The organism is Tenuifilum sp. (genome assembly GCF_037481895.1).
Classification (GTDB): Bacteria; Bacteroidota; Bacteroidia; order Bacteroidales; family Tenuifilaceae; genus Tenuifilum; species Tenuifilum osseticum.
On the sequence record NZ_JBBFKU010000001.1, the window covers coordinates 81,219 to 105,899 of the forward strand.

The 24,681-nt window shown below is 41.4% G+C and carries 22 protein-coding genes and 1 riboswitch; of the genes, 9 read left to right on the top strand and 13 right to left on the bottom strand.

Annotated elements, in window-relative coordinates:
* Positions 1 to 15 precede the first annotated feature (15 nt).
* The gene (locus WHS63_RS00335) at positions 16 to 1,656 is read left to right on the top strand and encodes a hypothetical protein (RefSeq protein WP_445203378.1); all 1,641 of its coding nucleotides are present in this window, start codon (positions 16 to 18) and stop codon (positions 1,654 to 1,656) included.
* An 11-nt stretch (positions 1,657 to 1,667) separates the two neighbouring features.
* Complete coding sequence (locus WHS63_RS00340) at positions 1,668 to 3,776, top strand: fibronectin type III domain-containing protein (protein WP_445203379.1); 2,109 nt, start codon at positions 1,668 to 1,670, stop codon at positions 3,774 to 3,776.
* Positions 3,777 to 3,839: 63 nt separating this feature from the next.
* Here the strand turns inward: WHS63_RS00340 and WHS63_RS00345 are convergent, their stop codons facing one another.
* The 6 genes from WHS63_RS00345 to WHS63_RS00370 all read right to left on the bottom strand — a co-directional run bounded on the left by WHS63_RS00345 (position 3,840) and on the right by WHS63_RS00370 (position 10,312).
* Positions 3,840 to 4,325 carry a GNAT family N-acetyltransferase gene (locus tag WHS63_RS00345; RefSeq protein ID WP_445203380.1) on the bottom strand — a complete coding sequence of 162 codons (486 nt, stop codon included), beginning with the start codon at positions 4,323 to 4,325 and terminating at the stop codon, positions 3,840 to 3,842.
* 3 nt (positions 4,326 to 4,328) lie between these two features.
* Positions 4,329 to 5,318 carry a D-alanine--D-alanine ligase family protein gene (locus WHS63_RS00350; RefSeq protein WP_445203381.1) on the bottom strand — a complete coding sequence of 330 codons (990 nt, stop codon included), beginning with the start codon at positions 5,316 to 5,318 and terminating at the stop codon, positions 4,329 to 4,331.
* A complete protein-coding gene (locus tag WHS63_RS00355) occupies positions 5,315 to 6,301 on the bottom strand; it encodes a D-alanine--D-alanine ligase family protein (protein WP_445203382.1) in 987 nt (328 codons plus the stop codon). Before WHS63_RS00355 ends, WHS63_RS00350 begins: the two co-directional genes overlap by 4 nt.
* 20 nt (positions 6,302 to 6,321) lie before the next feature.
* A complete protein-coding gene (locus WHS63_RS00360; protein WP_445203383.1) occupies positions 6,322 to 7,590 on the bottom strand; it encodes a KamA family radical SAM protein in 1,269 nt (422 codons plus the stop codon).
* A gap of 405 nt (positions 7,591 to 7,995) precedes the next feature.
* Entirely contained in the window at positions 7,996 to 8,844 is an 849-nt protein-coding gene (locus WHS63_RS00365; protein ID WP_445203384.1) for a phytoene/squalene synthase family protein, read from the bottom strand.
* A complete protein-coding gene (locus tag WHS63_RS00370) occupies positions 8,825 to 10,312 on the bottom strand; it encodes a phytoene desaturase family protein (protein WP_445203385.1) in 1,488 nt (495 codons plus the stop codon). Before WHS63_RS00370 ends, WHS63_RS00365 begins: the two co-directional genes overlap by 20 nt.
* A gap of 107 nt (positions 10,313 to 10,419) precedes the next feature.
* Here WHS63_RS00370 and crtD point away from each other — a divergent pair, with 107 nt between their 5' ends.
* The 7 genes from crtD to mgtE all read left to right on the top strand — a co-directional run bounded on the left by crtD (position 10,420) and on the right by mgtE (position 17,940).
* On the top strand, positions 10,420 to 11,874 hold the full coding sequence (gene crtD / locus WHS63_RS00375; protein WP_445203386.1) for a 1-hydroxycarotenoid 3,4-desaturase CrtD: 1,455 nt from the start codon (positions 10,420 to 10,422) through the stop codon (positions 11,872 to 11,874).
* Between the two features lies 1 nt (position 11,875).
* Complete coding sequence (locus WHS63_RS00380; protein ID WP_445203387.1) at positions 11,876 to 12,514, top strand: carotenoid biosynthesis protein; 639 nt, start codon at positions 11,876 to 11,878, stop codon at positions 12,512 to 12,514.
* A gap of 14 nt (positions 12,515 to 12,528) precedes the next feature.
* Positions 12,529 to 13,152 carry a lysophospholipid acyltransferase family protein gene (locus WHS63_RS00385; protein WP_445203388.1) on the top strand — a complete coding sequence of 208 codons (624 nt, stop codon included), beginning with the start codon at positions 12,529 to 12,531 and terminating at the stop codon, positions 13,150 to 13,152.
* The gene (locus tag WHS63_RS00390; protein WP_445203389.1) at positions 13,149 to 14,246 is read left to right on the top strand and encodes a glycosyltransferase; all 1,098 of its coding nucleotides are present in this window, start codon (positions 13,149 to 13,151) and stop codon (positions 14,244 to 14,246) included. Before WHS63_RS00385 ends, WHS63_RS00390 begins: the two co-directional genes overlap by 4 nt.
* Before the next feature lie 10 nt (positions 14,247 to 14,256).
* Positions 14,257 to 15,000, top strand: a complete 744-nt coding sequence (locus WHS63_RS00395; protein ID WP_445203390.1) for a tetratricopeptide repeat protein — start codon at positions 14,257 to 14,259, stop codon at positions 14,998 to 15,000.
* A gap of 193 nt (positions 15,001 to 15,193) precedes the next feature.
* Entirely contained in the window at positions 15,194 to 16,234 is a 1,041-nt protein-coding gene (locus WHS63_RS00400) for a hypothetical protein (RefSeq protein WP_445203391.1), read from the top strand.
* Positions 16,235 to 16,548: 314 nt separating this feature from the next.
* Positions 16,549 to 17,940 (top strand): magnesium transporter, encoded by a 1,392-nt coding sequence (gene mgtE / locus WHS63_RS00405; RefSeq protein WP_445203392.1) that lies wholly within the window; start codon positions 16,549 to 16,551, stop codon positions 17,938 to 17,940.
* 209 nt (positions 17,941 to 18,149) lie between these two features.
* Here mgtE and thiD read toward each other — a convergent pair whose 3' ends face one another.
* The 7 genes from thiD to WHS63_RS00440 all read right to left on the bottom strand — a co-directional run bounded on the left by thiD (position 18,150) and on the right by WHS63_RS00440 (position 24,631).
* Entirely contained in the window at positions 18,150 to 18,902 is a 753-nt protein-coding gene (gene thiD / locus WHS63_RS00410; RefSeq protein ID WP_445203393.1) for a bifunctional hydroxymethylpyrimidine kinase/phosphomethylpyrimidine kinase, read from the bottom strand.
* A gap of 61 nt (positions 18,903 to 18,963) precedes the next feature.
* A complete protein-coding gene (thiC, locus tag WHS63_RS00415; RefSeq protein ID WP_445203394.1) occupies positions 18,964 to 20,247 on the bottom strand; it encodes a phosphomethylpyrimidine synthase ThiC in 1,284 nt (427 codons plus the stop codon).
* The gene (thiE, locus tag WHS63_RS00420; RefSeq protein ID WP_445203395.1) at positions 20,219 to 20,845 is read right to left on the bottom strand and encodes a thiamine phosphate synthase; all 627 of its coding nucleotides are present in this window, start codon (positions 20,843 to 20,845) and stop codon (positions 20,219 to 20,221) included. The genes thiC and thiE overlap by 29 nt, the downstream gene beginning before the upstream one ends.
* A 22-nt stretch (positions 20,846 to 20,867) precedes the next feature.
* Complete coding sequence (locus WHS63_RS00425; protein ID WP_445203396.1) at positions 20,868 to 21,644, bottom strand: sulfide-dependent adenosine diphosphate thiazole synthase; 777 nt, start codon at positions 21,642 to 21,644, stop codon at positions 20,868 to 20,870.
* A 63-nt stretch (positions 21,645 to 21,707) separates the two neighbouring features.
* Positions 21,708 to 21,800, bottom strand: a riboswitch (TPP riboswitch).
* A 69-nt stretch (positions 21,801 to 21,869) separates the two neighbouring features.
* Positions 21,870 to 22,172 carry a heavy-metal-associated domain-containing protein gene (locus tag WHS63_RS00430; RefSeq protein ID WP_445203397.1) on the bottom strand — a complete coding sequence of 101 codons (303 nt, stop codon included), beginning with the start codon at positions 22,170 to 22,172 and terminating at the stop codon, positions 21,870 to 21,872.
* A gap of 15 nt (positions 22,173 to 22,187) precedes the next feature.
* Positions 22,188 to 22,403: a heavy-metal-associated domain-containing protein gene (locus tag WHS63_RS00435; protein ID WP_445203398.1), complete on the bottom strand. Its 216-nt coding sequence runs from the start codon at positions 22,401 to 22,403 to the stop codon at positions 22,188 to 22,190.
* Positions 22,404 to 22,426: 23 nt separating this feature from the next.
* Entirely contained in the window at positions 22,427 to 24,631 is a 2,205-nt protein-coding gene (locus WHS63_RS00440) for a TonB-dependent receptor (protein WP_445203399.1), read from the bottom strand.
* Positions 24,632 to 24,681: the final 50 nt, after the last annotated feature.

Sequence of the window (24,681 nt, forward strand, 5' to 3'; positions counted from 1 at the left end):
AAATACTTGAATACTATGAAAAGGTATCTGCAAATTAGTATAACAGCCTGTTTGGTTACTTGTCTTATGGTATCTCAGGCTCAGGATGAAACAAAGAAGTCGAGAGTAGATGTTAAAGCATCTGCAACTCTAACCAGCAACTTCTATTCCTCAAGCGGAATTGATCCCCGCCAGCCAGGAAATATGCAGTACGGTATTGTTCGTGCTAGCGTTATGCTTTGGGATATGGTAGAGCTCCCCTTTGAGCTTTACTTTACTACCGGTCAAACCCGATTCCAGCAACCATTTAATCAGTTTGGTGTAAGCCCAAAGATATCGAACTGGCTTACGTTGCATGCAGGCTATTTCTCAACCCGTTTCTCCGATCTTACCTTTGGCGATTTACGTTTGCTGGGTGGCGGTTTTGAGTTAACGCCAGGTAATTTCAGGTTAAAAGCGGTTTATGGCCGAAGCCGACAGGCTATTGAACCCGATAAGGTAAGTTTTGCACCGGGAGTGTATAGCCAAACCGCTTATGCCGTATCGTTAGGGTATGGAAATCTTTCCAAATCATACTTTAATATTAACCTGTTCCACGCAAAAGACGATTCCACATCGGTAAAAAGCGATTCAGTCAGAGTTATGCCTGCTGAAAATCTTGTTACATCGGTTGATTTTGGCATGCGTTTCGGTGAATATGTAACGCTTAGGGGGGAAGGAGCCTTATCAGCTTACTCATCAAACCTTAATTCTGAAAAACTCGATAATGTTAAGGTTGATGTTCCTGGGTTTCTTTTTACTCCCAATGCCTCTTCTCGTATCGATGGCGCTGGTATGTTAAGCCTCGATATCAATCCTTCAGCATATTGGTCTGTATCGTTAGGTGCCCGATGGGTTGGCCCAGGGTTTAATACCCTTGGGTATGCACTTATGCCAAACGATTTGTTGGAATATTCCCTTTCGCCCAGATTGCGCCTATTTGGAAATAAATTGATCTTACGCTCACGCATTGGGTTGCGCTACAATAACCTACGCGATAATCGCATGGCCACCACAAGCAGGTTTACTGGAATGCTAAGTGCTACATATCAAATTACCCGCATGTTTGGTATTGACGGAAACTATAGTAAGAACCAAATAGAGTCAGGGCATAAGATTGATACCCTACGCATATCAAATGTGTTTGACTCATACACCCTCACTCCTCGATTATCGTTCCAGGCATTGGGGGGTAATAATAACGTTATGCTTACCTTCAGCTATCAGAATTCTTCCGATAAAAACGCATACACACAAAATCTCAATAATATGAAAACAAGTGGGGTAAATGTGATTCATATTCTGACCTTCCCAAGTTCATTATCGTTAAGTACCACCTTACTCTACAATAAAACCGCGATGGATTTATACACCTCCACAATAACGCATGTGAGCGAAACAGTTGGAAAGCGTTTTTTCAAGGATAGGTTAAATACTTCAGCAAGTATAGGAGTAAACTGGGTTGAGGTAACCGATAAAAGCACACAATTGGTATTCAGGGTGAATGCTACCTATAGCTTAAAAAAATATGGTAGTTTGAGTTTTTTCATTACCAACAACAGCTATCGGGGCTATGGCGTAATATCGCAAAACTACAGCGAGATATATGGCAACTTACAGTATAATATCAACTTTTAAATTCATTAGCAATGAGAACTATTCTAAATATATTTAGCTCCATTTCCATTGTAATTCTGTTGTTACCAGCAAAGGTTCTGCCACAACAAATTGATAAGTCGGGGGCAAACCATACTTCCATAAAGATGATTGCTCGGGCAACATCTGATTCAGTAGTCCTGCGTTGGGCACCAACAACACCAGGTGGATGGCTTATTGCCAATACGGTTGGTTATCGTGTTGAACGATTTATGATGGAGGAGGGGAAAGAGATAGCCAGTAATGGTTACAAGCCCATTACCCAGGAGCCCATAAAACCCATGCAACTCGAAGCGTGGATGAAATATGCCGGCGCAAACAATAAATTTTCGGCTATAGCCGCCCAGGCATTGTATGGTAATTCGTTTATTCCAAATCCCCTTAAATCGGACAGTCTGATTAATCTAAGGAATGCCGCCGATGAGTTAACAAACCGATACTCATTTGCACTTTTTGCTGCCGATAACGATTTGATTACCGCAAATGCTTTGGGGTTAAGGTTTGTTGATAGAGAGGTTATTCCCAACTCCCGATATATCTATCGGGTAATGTTGGTTGAAACTACAAAGGCGATGACTTTTGATACAGCATACATAATGGTTGAAACCCAACCAGCCAAGGCTTTGACTTCCCCTGTTGGTTTCAACTATCGGAGCGGCGATGGTTCTATCCAACTTCTATGGCCTAATGCCCTTAACTCTGAGTATATTGGGTATTACCTCTATCGTTCCGATGATGGTGGCAAGACATTTTACGCTAAAAACCAAATGCCAATCGTACATGCTCAAAGTGCTAACCAGGTTGCTACGGAAAATATACTCTATATCGATACTGCAACCGTAAACTACAAGGTTTACAGCTACCGTTTAGTTGGTGTAACTCCATTTGGAGAGTTAAGTGCACCCGCTGAGATAAAAGCATTTTCCCGCGATCTGACACCACCTGCTGCCCCAATACTGAAAAAAACAGTTCAAATAGCCTCAGGAAAGATTAAACTTTCATGGGATTATAAATCGCAACCTGCCGATTTAAAAGGTTTTGTTATTTCGCAAAGCGATAATGCCAATAACGGATACAGATTTATTACTAATAAACCGCTTTCCAAAAACACCCGGGAGTATGTAGTTGATATGGGCGATGATTTTGAGGCATACTTCATGGTAGCCTCTGTAGATACTGCAGGAAATTTGGGTTTTTCGCTTCCAATTTTAGCAACTCTTTCTGAAACTCCTTCTCCAAAAGTGCCACAGGATGTAAAGGGTAAAATCGATAAAAATGGTTATGTAACCCTAACGTGGAAACCCGTTAACTCTAAAAATATTACTGGCTATAGGATTTACAGGTCAAATGACCCTTCGCACGAGTTTATTGCCGTTAATGGCTTAATACATCCCGATACGGTATTTATCGACTCCATTTCGCTTAACACTTTGTCAAAGAATATTTTTTACAGGGTTGCTGCTGTGAATAGCAGGTATCAGTATTCTGAACTGTCACCAATCCTCAAACTCCGACGTCCCGATTCTAATCCTCCTGCTCCCGCTGTAATTAATGATGTTACTGTTACTGAAAAATCGGTTACTTTACACTGGCATTGTAGTCCAAGCACCGATGTGGCAATTCAACGATTATACCGTAGAGCTGATAACGACTCGCAATGGGTTATTGTCGATAGCCTTAAACCGGGCATAAATAAATATGTTGATTTCAAGGTTGTGCCAAAAACAACTTACTATTACACCATTGCGAGTGTTGATAGTTCAGGAAATGTATCAAAAATGGCTAATGCCGTTTCGGTTCGCCCATACGATACGGGCAAGCGTGAACCTATAAAACAGCTAACCGCTCAGTATAATAGGCAAAGTAAATCGGTTACACTGAAATGGCAATATCCGGGTACTACTACAACAAACTATTGGTTTGTAGTATATAGAGCAAATGGCGATAAAGATTTTGTTGAACTGAAAGGGTTAAAACCCAATATCCTTGAGTTTACTGATACATCACCTTTAAAGGGTTCAAACACGTACGGGATTGTAGTGATGACCAGCGACGGTGGTCAATCGGAAATGGTAGTACAGAAAGTTGTGGTTCCGGATTAAAGGGTTTGAATACTAAGCCCCGCTTTCTGCGGGGCTTTTCATTTGTTTTAATGGCTAACAAAATCAGTCAAGCTGCTTTGTGAAAATTAGCTTATCGTCGTTTAAATCGTAGAAATCCTTTAGTATGGCTTCAATCCTGTATCCGTTGTCAAGGTAGAATTTTTGGGTTGGTTTATAAAGTGGCTTCGAGGAAGTTTCAATATATATGGCTCTTCCGCCAAGTCTTTTGATTTCCTTTTCGGCTTCCTTCAGAACTACTTTGCCAACCCCATTCCCTCGAAAATCGTTTCTGGTTGCAATCCAGTAAAGGTCGTAGCTGTTTTTTGTGCAGGGAATTGGACCAAAGCAGGCATACGAAATTGTTTCACCATTCACCTCGGCAAAAACAAAGAAGTAACCACTTGCTTCACCTTTTTCTAATCGTTCCTCCACTAACTCAACAGCAACAGGAATCTCATATTCCTGAAAAAATCCGGAGGAATTGACAATGTTTCTGATGGATTCAATATCCTTGGGGACCGGCTCAGTTCTGATAGTTAATCCTTGCATGGCTTACGGCTTAAACGATGGAATATCATGTATTATTCTATTTATTGCTTCGTTAAATGGTATTGATGCCTTTTGGCATGCTGCATAAAATCCACTATCGGGCGAAATGCATGGGTTTACATTGATTTCAAGGATGTAAGGATTTCCATTTTGGTCAACCCTGAAATCCACACGGGCATATCCATTAACATTAAAGGCACTCCAGCAATCAATACATATTTTTTGTAGTTTCTTAATTAGCTCATCATCGCTGGGATTAAAATCGAATGTCCTAAAGGTGTGAAGGTATTCATAGCTACTTTCGTCCCATTTGGCTTTATAACCAACTACTTTAGGTTTAGTTGGCTCATAGCTCTCGAAGATAATTTCGGCGGGGGGTAGAACGGTAGGGCCCTTGGGGCCTGCCAGAATGGAAATGTTAAACTCACGCCCATCGATATACTCCTCAACAAAGTGTGTGTTAAAGTTTAGTGTTTCAACGTGTTTTAATAAATTAGGATCGGTTGCATCAAAAACGCAATTTTCATCAAGGCCAAGCGAACCATCCTCCCAAATTGGTTTTACAATATATTTTTTCCCTTTTTCTGCCGTAAACTTTCCTTTGCCATGAAACCAAGCAGGTGTTGGTAGGCTTGCCTTGCTCATTAGTTCCTTGGTAAGGGTTTTTGAGGTAGTCAGAAAAATGGTTTCCAGAGAGCCCCCTGTAAATGGTATTGAAAGTGAATTTAATAGGGCTGGGGCAAGAAAAATAAGATTCCCTTTATTGTTAACGGATTCTACAAGGTTAAACACAAAATCGGGCTTCAACGCTATTAGCTTTTCCTGAACTTTTTCAAGGTTAAGTGAAAACTCTAGCGTAGAATGCATAATACCCAAGGTGGTAAGAGCATTGGAAACTACATTTACTTGGTCTAGGACATCAGCTTCATCGGGGCCAGCGTTTGCCGAAAGCTCGTTGTATAGGATAACTGCTTTAAGATCTTTAAGATTCATACACTACCATTTAATCTTATCAATGCAGAATCAACTACAAGCTTGATGAGTTGCCTATAGTCAATTCCATTATTACGGGCGAGCATAGGTAAATCGGAGTGTGATGGGTTTAACCCCGCCAAAGGGTTAACCTCAATAAAATTTGGAATACCTGAAGCATCCATTTTCAGGTCAACCCGTCCACCATCCCTGCACCCTAAGCAGCGCCATGCTTTTAGTGCTGTATCCGCACATGCCTTTTCAATTTCACCCGAAGCCATGGTGTATTCAACTACGCCCTTCCAGTTCTCCTTGGTATGAAACGAGTAGGTTTGTTCCTTGGCTTTTGAAGTAATGGTTATTTCCATTACTCCAATTGATTTTGCACTGTTTCCAGTGCCTACAATCCCTACAGTAAATTCCCTTCCGGGTAAGTATGTTTCCACCAGCACCGGTTGTTGAAATCTTGCTAAAAGATTTTGGCAAACCAGTTGCAAATCGGAATTTGAGGTAATAATTGACCTACCATCAATACCTTTACCCGTTCCCTCGGCAACAGGTTTGGCAAAAAGAGGGTAGGGTAAATTGATATGCTTAATATCCTGAATTGATTCAACAATAGCAAAATCGGCAGTTGGAATGTTACAATCCCTTACAACGCGTTTTGTTTGTCCCTTATGAAGTGTGAGCGACAGAACTAACGGATCGGAAAAAACGTAAGGAATATTATAGGCGTCGAGCAATGCCGGAACTTGTGCCTCACGACCAATTCCATGCATACCCTCACAAATATTAAATACTAAATCCCACCGCTCGCCTTTATTTATCCTATCGATAAGAGAAAAAATATTGCCAATTCGTTGAGTTTTATACCCCAGTGTGGTTAGTGTATTGTCTATTGCTTCAATTGTTTCTTCCGAGTCAAATTCAGCGGTTTCTTCATCGGAATAGCCAAGTTTGAGGTAATCGCTACGCAAATCGTAGGTTAATCCCACTTTTAACATAATGCCAGATTAATCAGTTTTTAATCAATTGGGTTGGGATAGTAGAAGGTTTTGTCCTCATAGTTCTTCAAAATCACCCTTCCATCAATTTCGCCCTGGAAGTATTCCGGTAACAAAGGAATTTTTCCACCACCACCGGGGGCATCAATAACAAAGGTCGGCACTGCATAGCCAGTTGTGAATCCACGCAAACCTTTAATTATTTCAATCCCTTTTGAGACTTTTGTTCTAAAGTGATTCGATCCGTGAATGGGGTCGCACTGGTAAATGTAGTAAGGACGGACCCTAATTTTAAGAAGCCCCTGCATTAATCGTTTCATGGTATCAACGTTGTCGTTAATACCTTTTAGTAATACGGTTTGACTTCCCAAGGGTATTCCAATATTTGCTAAGCGTGCACATGCCTCAGCTGTTTCGGGGGTAAGTTCGGCTGGGTGCGTAAAGTGGATACTGATGTAAAGAGGATGGTATTGCTTGAGTATCCGCAGTAAGTTATGTGTTATTCGCTGGGGCAAAACTACGGGCACTTTGGTGCCAATTCTGATGATCTCAACATGCTTAATTGCCCTAAGGTTCTGCAATAGGTATTCGATGTGGGAATCGCTCATGGTTAAAGGATCGCCACCCGATACTAGAACATCTCTTACCTCGCTATGGTTTCTGATATACTCAAGGGCAGGTTGCCATGCATCAACCCCAACATGGCACTTGTCCTTTGCAACCATATGCGAACGGGTGCAGTATCGGCAGTAAGCAGAGCAAAAGCCAGTGGTTAGGAATAAGACCCTATCGGGATAGCGATGTACCAGATTTGGCACAGGGCTATAGTGTTGTTCTTCCAGCGGATCCGATGATTCACCCTTGGAAAGTAATAGTTCGTTTATGGTTGGAACCATACATCGCCTAATAGGATCCGTTTCGTTATCTCTACCTATTAAACTTGCATAGTATGGGGTTATCCTTAAAGGTAATGAGTGATGCGGATTATCAATAGCTTCTATTTCTTGCGGTGTTAGCTCTATAAAGTTGCTTAGATGCTTTATCGATGTTATGCTATTTTTAAGCTGCCATCGCCAGCTATTCCATTCCTCGTTAGTTACTCCAGGATAAAATTTTTTAATAAAACTTTGAGTGTTATCATTTATAGGGAACGCTTTGGCAGAATGATTTTTGACCTCTAAATAATTAGCAGAATCTACATACCTGTCATATTTACCACCACTTGGAGGTTCTTCATCGTCGCAGTATTCTGCTTGCCCAATCGGCTCAAATTCTAGTTCACCATTCATAGCTTTAGTCTTTAAAGTGTTGTTATCGAATTGCTTAGCTTTGATTTCCTATAGCCAAATTATATTCAAATATTGGAATTAGTTAAATACGATGTTTGCCCTTGAAGGCTCTTATGTAAATGTCAGTAATAAAAAATGTTATTTTAAACGTAAGGCTTATGCTAAAGTGATAATAAACAGATAGTTGTGTATTTGGTTTGTTGGTAAAAAAATATTAACAGGCCTAAAGGATTTATGAACAGTTGGCGAATACTTGGGGTGACATTAAATTTTTAGATAGCTAAAAGGTTACTTAAGTGATTCAAACCTATTTTTGTGCAAGACCTATAGACTATGACTATACTTCAAAATTGTAAAAATTAAAAAAAGCACATAAAGCCCCATGGGATTAGTGAAAGCAGTTCATTAAATCAGCCCAATTTTAACTCCTGCCCAGCTGCTTGCCATGAGTAATGCCTTTTTTGTGTTGCTAATACGGTAACGTTTACCAAGAAGCTTGTGAGGAGGAATCCGTTTGATCTTATGGAAGAGCGAAAGGTAGTATCGGTAAGCTACGTAAACACCTAGCTTGGAATTGCTTTCAAGCTCTTTGATTCCTTCAAGAGCAGCATCAAAATCCGATTGGATATCGGTTTCAATTTCTAGTTTTTTTTCAGGTGTAAAGTTGTTGAAATCAACATTGGGGAAGTAAACCCTACCCAGATCGTTAAAATCCTCGCCCATGTCGCGCAGAAAGTTGATTTTTTGGAATGCAGCGCCAAGCCTCTGGGCTGGTTGGTAAAGCTTTTCATACTTCTGCTGGTTGCCCCTGCAAAAAACTTTTAAGCACATAAGTCCTACCACTTCGGCTGAACCATAAATATACTTACTAATTTTATCCCTATCGTAGGTGTCTGGACTAAGGTCCATTTCCATGCTTTGCAAAAAGGCATCTATCAGGTGTTGGTCAATGTTGTATTTATTGACCACTAACTGAAAGCTTTGTAGTATTGGGTTTAATGAGATACCTTCCTCGATTGCTTTGTAGGTATCGGCCTTAAAGCGATTAAGGAGTTCGGCCTTATTGTAGGGGTGGAATGAGTCCACAATCTCATCGGCAAAACGAACAAATCCGTATATGGCATAAATGGCATCGCGGGTAGGTTTATCAAAAAGTCGTGTGCCCAAGGAAAAACTTGTGCTGTAGCGTTTGGTTGTTATTTTGCTACACTCAAGGCAAACATTATTGTATAGTTCAATTCTTTCGGTCATCATACCGTTTTACAATTTGCTCAACTGTTAATTTTGAACTAATAACTGCCATTGGTAGCCCTGTTCCGGGAATGGTGCTTGAACCCACATAGAATAGGTTTTTGAACAATTCATCGGTATTGTGGGGTCGCATGTAAGCTATTTGGTTTAAATCGTGGGCAAGGCCAAGACCGCTACCCTTGTATAGGTTAAACATTTTTTGCCAGTGCGCCGGGTTGTAAATAATTTGTGTTTCAACATTTCCTGCAATATCGTAATTAACCCTCTCACTGAGGTCAACTATGATGTTTTGGGCTAACTCATGGCTATCGGTCCAATCGGGTTTATAGCGTAAGTCGGGAACAGGGCAAAGAATGAAAAGGCTTTCGTTTCCACCAGGGGCAAACTCAGGGTTTGCTTTCGATGGGACATTAACGTAGTAGTAAGGTTTTTCTAAACTTACCTGATTCTTAAAAATCTTGGAGCTGTATTCCTTAAAGTTAGTTCCCAAAAAGTAGTTGTGAACACTTAAACCATCAATTTTACCTTTTACTCCCAGGTAAACAGTAAAAGGGGCAAGAGTCCATTTCATTCTATCGAGCTTGTTCTCGCTGTAGGCTTTACGCTTAAGTACTGCACCCCTAAACCATGCTGCATCGGCATTTACAACAAAAATGTCAGCACTCCATATGTTGCCATTCTGGTCAATAACACCGGTTAGTTTTCTGTTGGTGTATTTAAAATCAACTATCTCGGTATTGTAGTGGAATTTTACACCCCGCTTTGAAAGAATATCAACAATGCCATCAACAATCTTATACATACCACCGCGAACGTTATGGTATCCATCGTGCTTCAGCTCAGTATAGGTAAGAATGGAGTAAACCGCAGGGGTATCGAATGGTGTTGCCCCAAGGAAAAATGCCACCAATGAGAAAATCACTTTCACCTCGTAGCTGGTAAACCTTCGGTTAAGCTCATCCCACATCGATTTAACCATTAGAGGAGCATGCCCCCACGGTACCGATGCTAGCCCTAATGCGTATGAAAGCAAGCTGTTAAAGTTGCGGCGCACAATTCTGTTTTCCACATCGTGGAATAGCTTACCCGTTTTTTCCAGGTATTGGTACATTTTTTCTGCAAAATCGTCTTCAATTCCTTCAAACTCCCTGGCCAGCTTGTGAATATCTTTATGTATTGTAAAAAACTTATTGGAATTGCTAAAATTTACCTTGTAGAGCGGGTCGAGCTCAAAAAAGTCGAAAGGTCTTTCTATTCCACAAAAATCAATAAGTTCCTTAAATTCATAGCTCATGGAAAAGAAAGTTGGCGCCATATCCCAGGTGTAGCCATTGTGTTGCAGCTTATTTAAACGGCCTCCCGGTTGATGGTACTTTTCAATCATTTCCACTTCAAAGCCAAGCGTTGTTAGCCTAAGTGCAGCTGATAAACCACCAAGCCCAGTCCCAACAATTACAACTTTCTTTGCCATAAATGCTTATTTACTATTTAAAACACATTAACACACATTAAATATACAATTTTAATTAAATTTACCATGAGTATTAACCAGAAATGCCTTATTTTGTTTAAAAAAGTATGCAAACGGTTTCAACGGTAGGGGCGGGAATTGGCGGAATTGCCACAGCAATCCGATTGGCACGCAAGGGGTATAGGGTTAAAGTATTTGAGCAGCAACCCAATGCAGGAGGTAAATTGAATGAGCTAAGACTTTCAGGTTTTCGGTTCGATGCGGGGCCATCGTTATTTACTTTACCACAGCTGGTGGATGAACTTATTAGAAACAGGGGCGATTCCATTTTGAGTTACCAAAAACTTGAGCTAATCACCCGTTACTTTTTTCCCGATGGCACTGTCCTTGATGCATGGGCTGAGCCTGAACGTTTTGCCGACGAGGTAGCCCAAAAGTTCTACGATAAGCATACGGCAGTTCTCCGTTACTTAAAGGAGAGTAGAGAGCTTTACGAACTTACAGCCAATACTTTTGTATATAGTCCTTTCCCTCAGCTAAAAAACTTTTTTACCCTGCAATCGCTTAAGCTTGCCATGAATCCAAAAAAGCTGAAAGCGTTCGAGACCATGCATGAGGTAAACTGTAAGTACTTTTCTGACCACCGAACAATCCAACTCTTTGATAGGTATGCCACATACAATGGCTCAAACCCATACCTTGCACCCGGAACGCTTACCATGATACCCCACCTTGAGCATAATATTGGAGCTTACTTTCCTACTTCAGGGATGTATGCCATAACCACCGAACTGGTTAAAATTGCCCAAAACCTGGGTGTTGAATTTGAATATAACACTCATGTGGATAAGGTTGATATCCGAAATGGCCGAGTGGTAGGCATTAAGGTAAATGGAAGCAGTGCTGAATGCAACTATGTGGTCAATAACACCGATATTTTCACGGCATACCAAACGCTTTTACACGAGGTTCCTTTAGCCAGCCGATTGGCTGCACAGCAGCCATCATCATCTGCATTAATCTTTTACTTTGGGGTTAAGGGGATACACCCTAAGCTCGATGTCCATAATATCCTCTTTACGTCCGATTACTACTCGGAATTTAAGGCCATGGGGCAAGGTTCAATTTTCATTGACCCAACCGTTTACATATTTATCACCTCAAAACGTATTGCCGCTGATGCTCCCGATGGACATGAGAACTGGTTTGTGATGATAAATGTACCTCCAAATACTGGGCAGGACTGGGATGAACTAAGGCTCAAAGCCCGCGAGGCCATACTAGTAAAGATTAAACGTATGCTAGGCATTGATTTGGCTAGTTTAATTGTAGCCGAGGACTATTTGGATCCCGTTCGGATTGAGAAACGTACCGGGTCGTTCCGCGGTTCGCTTTATGGAATTAGTTCCAATAACAGAATGGCAGCGTTCAACCGCCATCCAAACAGAAGTAAAAATGTTAAAGGTCTTTACTTTGTTGGCGGAAGCGTTCACCCAGGCGGAGGAATTCCGCTTTGCCTAGCTTCGGCCAAGATTGTTGATAGCTATTTCAAACCCTTGTAGCATGAATCGGCTTGCTGGATATTTTAGGGTGATAATCCCCATAGCTTACCTTATTGGCGTTTTGGGTATCTCAATAAAGATAGATAATCCACAATACTTTAAAGTTACTTCCATTTTTGTTCCAGTATCGTTTTTGATACTAATGTTATTCCACAAACCTCATAGTTTAAGGTTTTGGATTACTTTGGCATCGATTGGCTTACTGGGTTTTTTAGTTGAGGCCATTGGAACTAACACGGGGCTGATTTTTGGCCAGTACATGTATGGCAGTTCTTTGGGTTTTGGAGTATTTGGAACACCCCTGAATATGGCCATTAACTGGATGATGCTTGTTTACCTTGTTACCTTTGTTTTGCAGAAATGGAGTGTCAACCCTATCCTAAAATCGGGGATATCAGCTATCATCCTAACGTTGTTTGACTGGGTGCTTGAGCCGGTAGCCATCCGGCTCGATATGTGGCGGTGGGATTTACAAACACCTCCCCTTCATAACTATATCGGTTGGTTTTTATTCTCGTTCATAGTATTTAGCATCTTTTACCGGTTTGCAACAAAATTGCATAACCCGCTTGCGAATACTTTTACGGTAATGCATGGTTTGTTTTTTATCGTTCTAAACCTTATTTTTAGGTTGATTTAAAATTTGGTATTGAAGTGATTAAACCGGCACATAACGCATTGTATGAGAGATCCTTCAATGCTTACTTTAACTATATTCTGAGACGTAATTTCAGGGAAATCCGAATTGAGGGCGATTTTGTTCCTGATAATCGCCCAATTTTACTTGTACCAAACCATTTTAGCTGGTGGGATGGTTTTTTTGCATGGAAGCTTAATACCATGCTGCTACACAAAAAGTTTTACCTGATGATGCTCGAAAGTGAGCTTAGCAGGCATCGTTTTTTTGCAAAACTGGGTGCTTTTTCCATTGCTCCCACATCAAAAGGAATGCTTGAGAGCTTAAGGTTTGCCACTGAGGTTATAAAACAACCCAATAACCTATTAGTTTTTTATCCTCAAGGCAAACTGTATAGCCAGCATCACATGGCACTTGAGTTCCAAAAGGGTATTGAACGTATAGTGGAGCAATCGGACAACTTCAGGCTGCTGATGTGCGCCAATCTTATTGACTACTACGCCTACCCAAAACCATCGCTAACCATATATATACAAGAATATGAGCGGCTACAGGATTTTAGCTTAACTCAATTCCAGCTTACCTATAATCTATTCCTAAAACAGAGCATTCACAAACAGGACAAAATACACAGACAATGATACTGTTTTACCTAGTGCTTCCTATTGTAATTTTTGCAATTATTCGGTTTTTGGTTGCGCTTTTCAACTACTTTACTCAACCCTACCTGCAGAGCTATCCGATAATATCGTCCGAAACCGTTTCAGTGCTTATTCCTGCACGCAATGAGGAGGCAAATATTCAAAACCTGCTTGCCGATTTGCAATCGCAAAGCTATACCAATATTGAGGTAATTGTTTACAACGATTTATCAACCGATGCCACCGGTAAAATTGTTGAGCAGTTTGTGAAGGCCGATAACCGATTTAGGTTGATAAACGGCAGTGGTTTGCCAGAGGGTTGGCTGGGGAAAAATAATGCCTGTCATCAGCTTGCCTTACAGGCAAATGGTAATTACCTTTTATTCCTTGACGCCGATGTTAGGGTGGAGAAAAGTTTTGTGGGGCAAGCCTTGGCTTACATGCAGCATAAGAAACTTCATCTACTATCGTTTTTCCCATACCAGGTGCTAGGCTCATTTGGTGAGGCCATCACTGTTCCTGTAATGCAGTGGATATTACTGTCGTTATTGCCCTTAAAGCTCGTTTTGTGGAGCCGTCGTCGGTCACTTTCGGCTGCCAATGGTCAAATGATGATGTTTAAGGCAGAAACCTACCGTAAACATCGTTTCCATGAAATATATAGAAGCAATCCGGTAGAGGATATCCTAATTGCCAGAGAAATGAAACGATTGAGGTATCGTATTTCCACACTGCTTGGTACACCAGGCGATATACGCTGTAGGATGTATGCTAGCGGTAGCGATGCCATTGAGGGTTTCTCAAAAAACGTTTGTGAATTTTTTGGCGGCAATAGGAATGTAATGTTCAGCTTTGCTGCCATTACCACATTAGGGCCTTTCCTGGTTATGTTTTTCATGCCTTTCCCGTTGGTTTTTACTTACTTTTTTTCGGTCATAATGGCGCGTTTGTTTATTGCTGACTTATCCAAACAAAATGTTTTTAAAGCTGTTATACTTTTTCCATATCAACAGATTTCATTCCTGCAAATGGTGATACGCTGGGAAAAAAATCGTAAACGGGGAACTCTGATATGGAAGGGAAGAAAAATATAATAGCATTTCTATGGCTAAAGGATTTTTGTTAGTTGCCATCTTTTCCATTTTGTTGCTTAATCAGCAACCGTTAATGGCAAGTATTAACGATGATTTCGACCACCGGCTCTATGTTGCTTTTATTTCCGGTAACATGGCCGATTGGGGTAAGGTGTTAAGTGAACTTGAGGCTATAGTTTCAAAAAATCCTTCTGCATCAAATCGATTTCGACTTTTACATGCACAGTATGGCTATATTGGATACCTGCTGGGTGTAAACCAAACAAGCATAGCAAAGCAACTTATTGATAAAGCCGAAAAGCAGGCCAATATTTTAGCCAGCATACCTACCTACCAATCAACTGCCAAAGCCATGCAGGCAGCCCTGTTGGCTTATCGGATTTCAATAAGCCCCTACAAAGCGCCTTTTCTTGGGCCTAAAAGCGCATCGCTAATCGACGAGGCGTTGGCGTTAAACCCCACCAATTACTTTGCGCTTATCGAAAAGGGAAACGCACGGCACTACGCACCCTCAATTGTGGGAGGCAACCCAACCGAGGCGGTTGAGCTTTACCGTAAAGCAATTGAGCTAATTGAAAAAGAAAACCCGGTGAGTAAGCCCCAGAAATGGTGGTATATAAACACATATACCCAAATGGGACTAGCTGCACAAAAGGCCGGAAATAAAGATTTAGCTAAAAAAATCTACCTAACGATTCTCGGCATGGAGCCTAACTACAAGTGGGTAAGGGAGGAACTGTTACCAAAGGTGTAAGGAAAGGAAATACTAGGTGTTTTGCATAAAATCATATTTTTAATTTGATTGACCCACACAACGTTGAACTAATGGGTTGTACTTATCTGTGTTTATCATCTTATCAGTGTTTATCAGCGTTCCATAATAATATATAACTAGCACATTTTAGATTAACTGCATAAATTCCTACCTTCGTAGGAAAAATTTTGGTATGCGACCATTAGTATTGTTTTTTGCATCTGCATTAGTAACGGTAAATTCCCTTGCACAGGACTCATTAAAGGTAAAGCCATCTGAAAGCGAGTTAAAGCAAAAGGTTTGGGCAAATATTTTTACATCGTTCTACAGCACGCTTACTGGTAGTAACAAGCCTAGCAGCGCTTTTGAAATGCCCACGGCGCTTTTGGGATACTCTGCTACGCTTAACGACAGGTTCAAGGCCACATTAGTTTACGATGTAACCCGAACAACAAATAATATTTCCGTAACCGATAGCCTGGGGGAGCCATTGAATGTTAGCTACAATGAGGGAAGTCGATATACCGCATTTCTTAAAATGGCGGAGATTAAGTATTCGCCAATATCGTTTATCGATTTGCGTGTTGGGCAACTGCTAAACACCCAGTACTTAACCACGCAGGACAGGTTTTGGGGTTACAGGTATATCTACTTCACCTTTCAGGAGGTTCATCGTTACGGAAACCCTGCCGATTTTGGGGCTCAGGTCGATTTAAAGTATCAAAGCAAGTTTCTGGCTCAACTATCAGTTACCAATGGCGATGGCCCTTTTAAGCAGCAGGATAGCGATTCAAAATTCCTTTACTCCCTCAATGTGGAATACTATCCTATTAACGGAGCAATAGTAAAGGTTTACTCCGATTTTTCGGCTGCACCCAAAAACGCTTCCGGTGATTACAACAGGAGCGCCCTCTCTGTTTTTGCAGGCTTTAAAGGCAAGCGTTACCGCTTGGCTGCAGAGTATAATGGCGTTAAAAATTATGGTTTTACACAGAATTCCGATTATTGGGGCATTTCGTCGTTTTTTAGCTATTCGGTTACATCAAAAGTTGATGTTTTAACCCGATACGATTACATAAACCATTCAGCACCGCTTAACCTTAGTCGCTCTCATTTCATACTAGCCGGAATACACTATAGCCCTATAAAGAATCTGAGTTGCTCCGTAAATCTTCGTCATTTTACCGCACCCGAAAAGACTATGCTGTACGTTAGCTTTGGAGCGAATTTTTAATTTTTTTAAATCATCTAAGGTTCATTGAATGTAAAATGTTTTTACTTTTGCACGCAAACCAATCCGAAAAATATATGGATCCTGACGCGAGTAGATTATGTTTAATGATAATCCCATAGCATAGCGCGTCAATCCCTGCTTTATTGGATAACGCCTATGCAGGATTTGCATGGCGGTTCAGTAGGGCAGAGGAAAAGTTCCAAATACACAAATCTTTCCTTTGTTCATAGAACCAATAGAAAATTGCGGTTAACAAGCTGCATTTGTTTAACCATGCCTTGGCTCATTGGTGGGGCATAAAAAAGTTTAGAGGTATGACAAAGGAAACCTATTTTGAAGAGATCGAACAGACAGTTGAAGAAAGATTAAAGAACGTTCCGGCTGAACAATTAGTCGATAGGCTCGAAAAGATGCCGGTTGTTGATGTTGCGGCTTACCTAAAAAGCAAACCTGTTGATGAACTCATTGAACTTTTTAAGCAGTTCAGCCCCGAAGAGCAGGGTTTGATTTTTGCCGATTTTCCCTACGAGCTGCAAATGGAGATATTCCAAAAGCTTTCGCTGAAACATTTTGCCAAGATTTTCAGCGGGATGAACTCTCAGGATAGGATCGATTTTTATCGCAAACTTGAACCCGAACAGCAAACTCTTATCTTACCCTTTCTTGATAAGGCAAGCCGCGAGGAGGTAATTCGTTTGAGCGCATACCCCGAAGATACCGCCGGAGGTATCATGAGTACCGATTTTGCTACGGTACGCATCGACATGACAGTAGAGCAAGCCATGGCTAAAATCCGTAAGGATGCGCCTTCCAAAAAAATGATCTACTATGTTTATGTGGTTGACTCAAACATGGTGCTTCAGGGTTTTGTATCACTAAAGCGCCTTATAATGGCAGAACCCGGAACCAAAATAGTGGATATTGTTTATCGCGATTTTGTTGTGGCTTATGTTGATGAGGATAGGGAAAGCGTTGCTTTTAAAATTGAGAAATACGATTTGGTGGCCATACCGGTTGTTAACCAGCAAGGCCAATTGCTTGGTATTGTAAGCCACGATGATGCCATTGAGGTTATTCGTGCCGAGCATACCGAGGATATGGAGAAATTCATGGGCATTATTCCCCAGGAGGAGGATTTGAACTATGAAGAAACAAGCGTATGGACACACTTCAAAAAAAGAGTGGTTTGGATTACTTCGTTAGCTGCTGTTGGTGTTATTTCGGGTATGATAGTGCATCGGTTTGAATCGGCAATGGAAAAACTGATTATCCTGGCGCTCTATATGCCAATGGTTGCCGACACCGGTGGCAATGCAGGTAGCCAAGCGGCAACTGTTGTTGTACGTGCATTGGCTTTGGGACAATTGAGCGTTCGCGACTGGTTTAAAGTAATATGGAAAGAATTTAGGGTATCAGTTCTTATTGCGGTGTGTTTAGGAATAATTGCTTTTCTGAAAATTCTTTTCCTCTCTTGGGAAACCACAATTCCAAGCCAGTTTTCATTACTCGCAATAGCAATAACCATAACCATTGCGCTTATGCTGCAAGTGGTAACAGCCACAATAATTGGGGCTCTTATTCCATTAGGCGTCAAAGCCTTTGGTGGTGACCCCGCTGTTGCTGCTAGCCCAGCAATTACTACCATTGTCGATATTACCGGACTGCTAATTTATTTTGGGACAGCAGTGCTAATGTTGGGCTTATAGTCTGAATTCTATGAACGCATCTTACACATTTTCATCCGTACAAAATATTTATATTATTAATTACTAACACGTTACTATTTTGCTTTTAACAATCTTTATTGAGCGGATGGAACATCCATAGTTTGTTCATCTGTGTTTACCTTCGGTGAACTCGCAAGCTCGTTTGTGTAAGCTGCCTTACATGGGTGTTTCATATATCTAATTCGGGTTTAATGTATCATTGAGATATTTATACTGTCGAAATATTTAATGGTATAGTTCACCGCATGGCTAAGCGCTTGCTTGTTGTCATATCCTAAGGCTAGAGAGCACGTCAAAGCCGTAGAAAGAACGCAGCCACTCCCATGGCTGTATTCGTATTTTCTCCGTTCATGAGATACCTCAATAGTTTCGCCTCCCCCAATAATAAAGTCGTTAAGAATAGTTCCTTCAAAATGACCACCCTTTAATAGAATCCTGCATTTATACTTTTCAGCCAATGCTTGTGCTGCATTAAAGGCATCGTTAAAGTTCATTACCTTTCGATTGGTTAAAGTTTCAAGTTCATATCGGTTGGGCGTAATCAGACTGGCTAAGGGTAAAATTTTTTCGGTTATCAAATTAAGCGCTTGGTCAGTAATCAGGGGTTCACCTCCGCTCGAAACAATTACAGGGTCAACTATTATGGGCACATTTATTTGGTTTCTGAGGAAATTGGCTGTAACATTTACATTTTCAGGTGAATAAAGCATTCCGATTTTGATGGCCGAAAGGGAAAAATTTTTCGCTATACTTTCAAGTTGATTGCCGAGTTGATTAGGGGGTAAAGGCCATATCTGTTCCACATGCTCAAACGATTGTGCTGTAATGGCAGTAATGGCAGGGTGTGCCCAAATACCAAAATCGTGAGCAACTATACAGTCTCTAGTAATACCAGCACCATTGCTGGAATCGTGTGCTGCAATACAACAAATATTAACCATAATAAAAGCGATTTTTAGTTAGCCCTGTAAATATTACAGGGCTAACTTGGGGTTAAACAAATTAGTTGTGGGTTTCCTTGTATGTTTTCATGGCACAAAGTTCGCCGCACATGGTGCAGTAGTCGTCAGTTTTGCTTTCCGATTCGTCCTTTCGTTTACGGGCAAGTTCGGGTTCGAGCATGAAGTCAAACATCTTTCCCCAGTTCAAACTATAACGGGCCTGCGAAAGTTTAAGGTCGTTTATTACCGCTAAAGGTAATCCATTTGCCACATCGGCCGAATGGGCTGCAATACGGCTGGCAACTACACCCTGCTTTACATCTTCGGTAGTTGGAAGACAAAGGTGTTCGGCTGGGGTAACATAGCAAAGGAAGTTTGCACCATGTGTTGCGGCAATTGCACCTCCAATTGCTCCGGCAATATGGTCATATCCTGCTGCAGCATCGGTGGTTAAAGGGCCTAGCACGTAAAGTGGGGCGCCATCGCAAACGCGTTTCATCAATTTCATGTTCATTTCAATTTGGTTTAGCGGCATATGCCCAGGCCCTTCAACCATAACCTGAACTCCTTTTGCCCTTGCCCGTTGAACTAGTTCGCCTTGAACCAAGAGTTCCTCAATTTGAATCGGGTCGTTAGCGTCGGCACCGCAACCCGGGCGTAAGCCATCCCCTAAACTAATGGTAACATCATATTTTTGACAGATTTCCAGAATTCTATCGTAATGTTCGTAAAGGGGATTCTCTAATCCGGTTGTTTTGATATACTTGTATATCAATGAACCTCCCCGGCTAACTATACCGGTTGTGCGTTTGAATGTATCAAAAAACCGAATACTGCTTTTGGTAATAGCGCAATGCAATGTCATAAAATCTACGCCCATTTTGGCTTGGGTCTCAATTTCGGTGAATATTTCTTCAGGATCAAAGAGTGCTTTGTCGGAGTCAGGAGCAATATCTTTTCGAGCCACTACAGTATATATGGGTACTGTTCCAACCATCACGGGTGAATGCTTAAGTACTTTTTGTAATATTTGATGGAGGTCGCCCCCTGTTGATAAGTCCATAACTGAGTCGGCACCGTATTTTACCGCCACATTTAGTTTATCAAGTTCCTCGTCAATGTGGCAACGTTTACCGGAAGTTCCGATGTTAGCATTTACTTTTGTTGATAAGCCTTCGCCTATTGCGCGAGCCTTAAAGGTTCGGTTTATATTCTTGGGTAATACGCACCTCCCCGATGATATTTGTGAGCATAACCAGTTTGGTGATACTCCATCGTGAAGGGCGGCTTGTTCCATTTCAGGGGTAACAACCCCTCTATTGGCATATTGTAGCTGCGTGTACATAAGCATTGATTTTTTCAATTGTCATTTTAGCACATTCATTAAAAAATTCAGTTTGCATTAGGTGTCGTACCATGGCAACGCTTGTAACACCAGTTTGTAGAACGAGGTCGAGATTTTCAGGAAAGATTCCGCCTATGGCTACAACTGGTACGGTTGAAAAGTCAACCACCTGTTTCAATTGAGTAGTACCCACGGGAGGATCGGGTTTGGCTTTGGCATTTGTTGGGAAAATGGGGCCAAACCCAATATAGTCAGGTTTTTTCTTTATAGCTTCTTTGGCTTGCTCAATGGAATGGGTTGATAGACCAATCTTCATATTACCCACAATCTTCCGGGCGTCTTCAATTGAAATATCATCTTGCCCTAAATGTAGGTAGTCGGCATCGCAAAGTGCTGCAATATCGGGGCGATCGTTTATGACCAGATGGGTGCAGGTGCCTCGAGTAATGTTTCTGATTTCACGGGCAACACGAAGCAACTCCTTGTCGTCCAAATGTTTTTCACGCAGCTGTAGCATTTTGATGCCTAACTTAACACACTGCTCTGCAATATGCGAATAGGGAAGGGTGGGGCGTGTAATTATTACATACAGCCCCATTCCCAAAGGCGTTTTACTCATACTATACCAATGTGTGAATTGATTTTAAAATGATTTCGGAGATTTTCTTACCCGAAAGTAGCATACCTCCAAAAATGGGTCCCATCCGGAAACTCCCGCTCACTCCATTGGCAGCCATACCCGACACAAATAGTCCCGGATATATCTCTTTTGTATTTTCAAGGGTTGTTCGTTCAGCTTCATCAACACTCATGCTGCGTTCACCAACAACTCCTCCTGTTGGAGTGTTCAAGCGGATACCGTTTTTTCGTTCTAGGATTTTCGCTACTTCGCAATCGTGCCCAGTTGCATCGAGCACTGCTTTCGAGACTACAATTATCGGGTCAACGTGTAACTTTTCACGATGTACTGGTGCCCAATTGATTACAACACCGCCCACTCGTTTATCCTGAATCACAACATCTTCAACTGATATGCAGTTCATTAGAGTTGCTCCGGCTTTGCTGGCGTGGTAAATTAAGGCAGAAGTGGCTTGAAGGGAATCAACTACATATAGTCCCTCGGTGTAAATCTTATGGTCAATTCCTAATTCTTTAGCTATATGAAGGGCTTCGTGCTGTATTACAATTTCGTTAAACATCATAGCACCGCCCCACATTCCCCCGCCAGGGGCTAACTTGCGTTCAAACAGCACTACATTCTGGCCGTTTTTTGCAAGGTAGTAAGCTGCAAGTAGGCCCGAAGGGCCTCCTCCCACAATGGCAACATCTACATTAAGGATTTTTTTGAATTTGTGGAAGTACGAATCCACAATTCCACTTGAAATTTGATACTCCATAGCTTATAAGTTTTTAGTTAAACATTATAAACTAGGAGATGCAACTTGGGTAATAGCTGTAATGAGCGAACCTCAAAACTTCCCTACGCAGGTATTATCCTGTTCAGGTTGTAAGGGTATTATCTCAGCCTTACTCAGGCACCCCTAGTTTTGTATATGCAAATGTAGAAAAAAACGGAAAACGTTGTTTGGTTTCCGTTTAAAATTTTTCAACAAGAATGGTAATTAACCTTTTTGCTTGGTTTCCACTACCTTTGCGGTGTAACCAAGTTTCTCAATTGCTTTGGCAATTTTTTCGGGGTCGGTTTTGGTTGCATCGTATTTGATGGTCACCAACTTCTTGTCGAGTGTTGCTTCAACCTCTTTTACCCCTTTCTCAAAAACAATATCGCGCTCAATTTTTGCTTTGCACGATTGGCAATGCATATTTACCTCGAAGGTAACTGTCTTAATCTCAACTTTCTGAGCTTGAGTGGTTAACACTGCTAGTCCAAGCAGTATTACAACCATTGTAATAATTTTCTTCATATCAATTTTTATTAGTTAATCCCATTTCTCAGCCGGATAGCCAAGTTCATTTAGCTTTGCCAGCGCAAGTTCTAAGTCGTTATCGTTATCATAGTCAAAGGTTACCGTTTGGGTAACCAAATCGGCTTTCACATTTGCAATCCCTTTAATGGATGCAGGTAGATTTCCCAGTATGGTGTTAACACAACCCATACATTTCATGTTTTTCACTTTAAGTTTTACTGTCATCATAGTAGTTTATATTAAGGTTTACACTATTTCCAGATGGACATTCTAAATCCGGCATAAAATTTTTGACCTGTTAAGGGGCCCCAAATTTGCGAGGCGTCAAATGTTGAGCTCCACGGATTTTCCCACGATACAATAGGATCTTTCTGCGTGAAGCCTGTAAGGTTCTCAACGCCTATGTAGAAATCAAATTTACGAAACAGCTTGGTTACCTGAATATTCATGGTAATGTAGGGGTTGTAAACGGTTTCTTGATATAGACCAAATCCTTTAGTGAGTCTTCCGCTGCCGTTATACTGAATGGTATAGTCGAACTGCCACTTACGCGATGGGGTTTTGTAACCAGCAGTAAACAAACCTTTGTTGCGGCTTACAAGTGGCTTTTGCTTTAACGTATCGTTAATGGTTTGTTTCACGTCGTTTATTCTATATGCTAAGGTAAACTGTAGGTTTCTAATTGGCTCTCCCGAGAGTTCTATCTGTAGGGTATTTGAGTACGATTTACCTTTCAGATTGTAGAAGTAAACCGTACTGTTATCCCTGTCGATATCGGCAATAAACTGATTTTCGAACCATACATAGTAATAATCGGCAGTTAAACTATAGTTTTGATCCAAAAATTTGAATTTCTGATTCATGCTAATCCCGGCATTCCAGGCTTCTTCAATTCTTGGATTTTCCTCTACTACCAGGTTCCGTGAACTCACCAATAGGTTTGAGTTCTCAGCAATGAAATTTGGCGATCTGTAACCTTTACCTGCGCTGAACCTAATGGTTAAGGTTGAAACTGGTTTTACCATTCCGTGGAAACGGGGTGTCACAAGAGTACCAAACCTACTATTTTGGTCAACCCTTATGCCGGCCATTAGCGTAAGCATTTCCAGATGTTTATAGGTATATTCGCCGTAAATACCTTTAACCCACTCGGTGCGATTGTAAGGGGTGTTATTGAACGTTTCATCGTACCTATCGTACCTGAGGGTTGCGCCTCCTTTAATGTTGTGGTTTGTATTGCCAATATAGGTTATTGCAACCAGGTTGCCGTAGTAGCTAAGCTGTTTGGCGTTATGCATTCTAACACCTATGGTTGCATCCTGGTTGTGGAGTGATACTGCGTTGATAAGCCCAATACTTGTGTTTGGCCTTTGGGAAATATATCCAGTTTTGTTAAAGGCCTCAAGTAACTGGGTTGAGTACTTTACCCCGTAGGGGTTGCCAATCAGGGGCTGCGTATTGGTATAAAACTTAACCTGTCCGGCCAGCCTGTCCTCATTCATAAACTTCAGCCCAACTTGCGATTCCCACTTCTTCCCTTGGTACTTCCATCGGTTAAACAGGTGGTACTGTTGGGTAAGCGGGTGGTCAAGGAATTGGTCGTGGTTGTGGTCAACCCGGTTGCTTAGCATACTTCCATGCACCAGCACCATTGACGATACGGTGGGGGTAACATCGAATGCGTAGTTAGCATTAAGTTCAGCCATACCAAGCGAGTTGGTGTAAAGGTTCAGGTACGACTTTTCCTCAGCCCAGGGTTTCTTGTACTCAATATTGATTTGTCCGGTTATGCTTTCGTACCCGTTGCTGACTGATGCAGTTCCCTTTGATACTTGAATTGATTCCATCCATGGCCCAGGAACATAACTTAAACCAAAGGTTGATGCCAACCCTCGCATTGTGGGTATATTTTCATACTGCATCTGGGTGTACATTCCTGCTAACCCCAGCAGCTGAATTTGCTTTGCACCGGTAATGGCATCGCTATACGACACATCAACGGAAGCATTCGTTTCAAAGCTTTCCGATAGGTTGCAGCATGCAGCGCGGGTAAGTTCTCCGGATGTAAGTACAACTGTTTGTATTGGGTTTAGCTGCTGTATAAAGGTATTTGCCCTGTCAGCTTTTACCGTTACGGCATCGATACTTATAGTTGATTTCAGGACATGGCGTAGCGGAAAATCTACATTCTCAATACTAATGGTATCGGTTTTAAAACCAACGAAACTTATAGCTATCCGGTTGCCTTGCACCTTATTTAAAGAAAAGTAACCATTTTCATCGGTGGTTGTACCAACTTGGCTGTTCAGCCAAATTACGGCAGCTCCTTGGAGCGGAATAGTGTCGCCATTCTCGTTCAGCTCGTAAACATAACCGTAAACAAAATCTTTACTCTGTGCTTTAATGATATGTTGAGCTGAAAACCATAATAACAGTAATGTTAATATGCGTTTCATAATAGAAATTCTTAAATTGTTGTTGAAATCAAATATGAGCGCTACAAGCA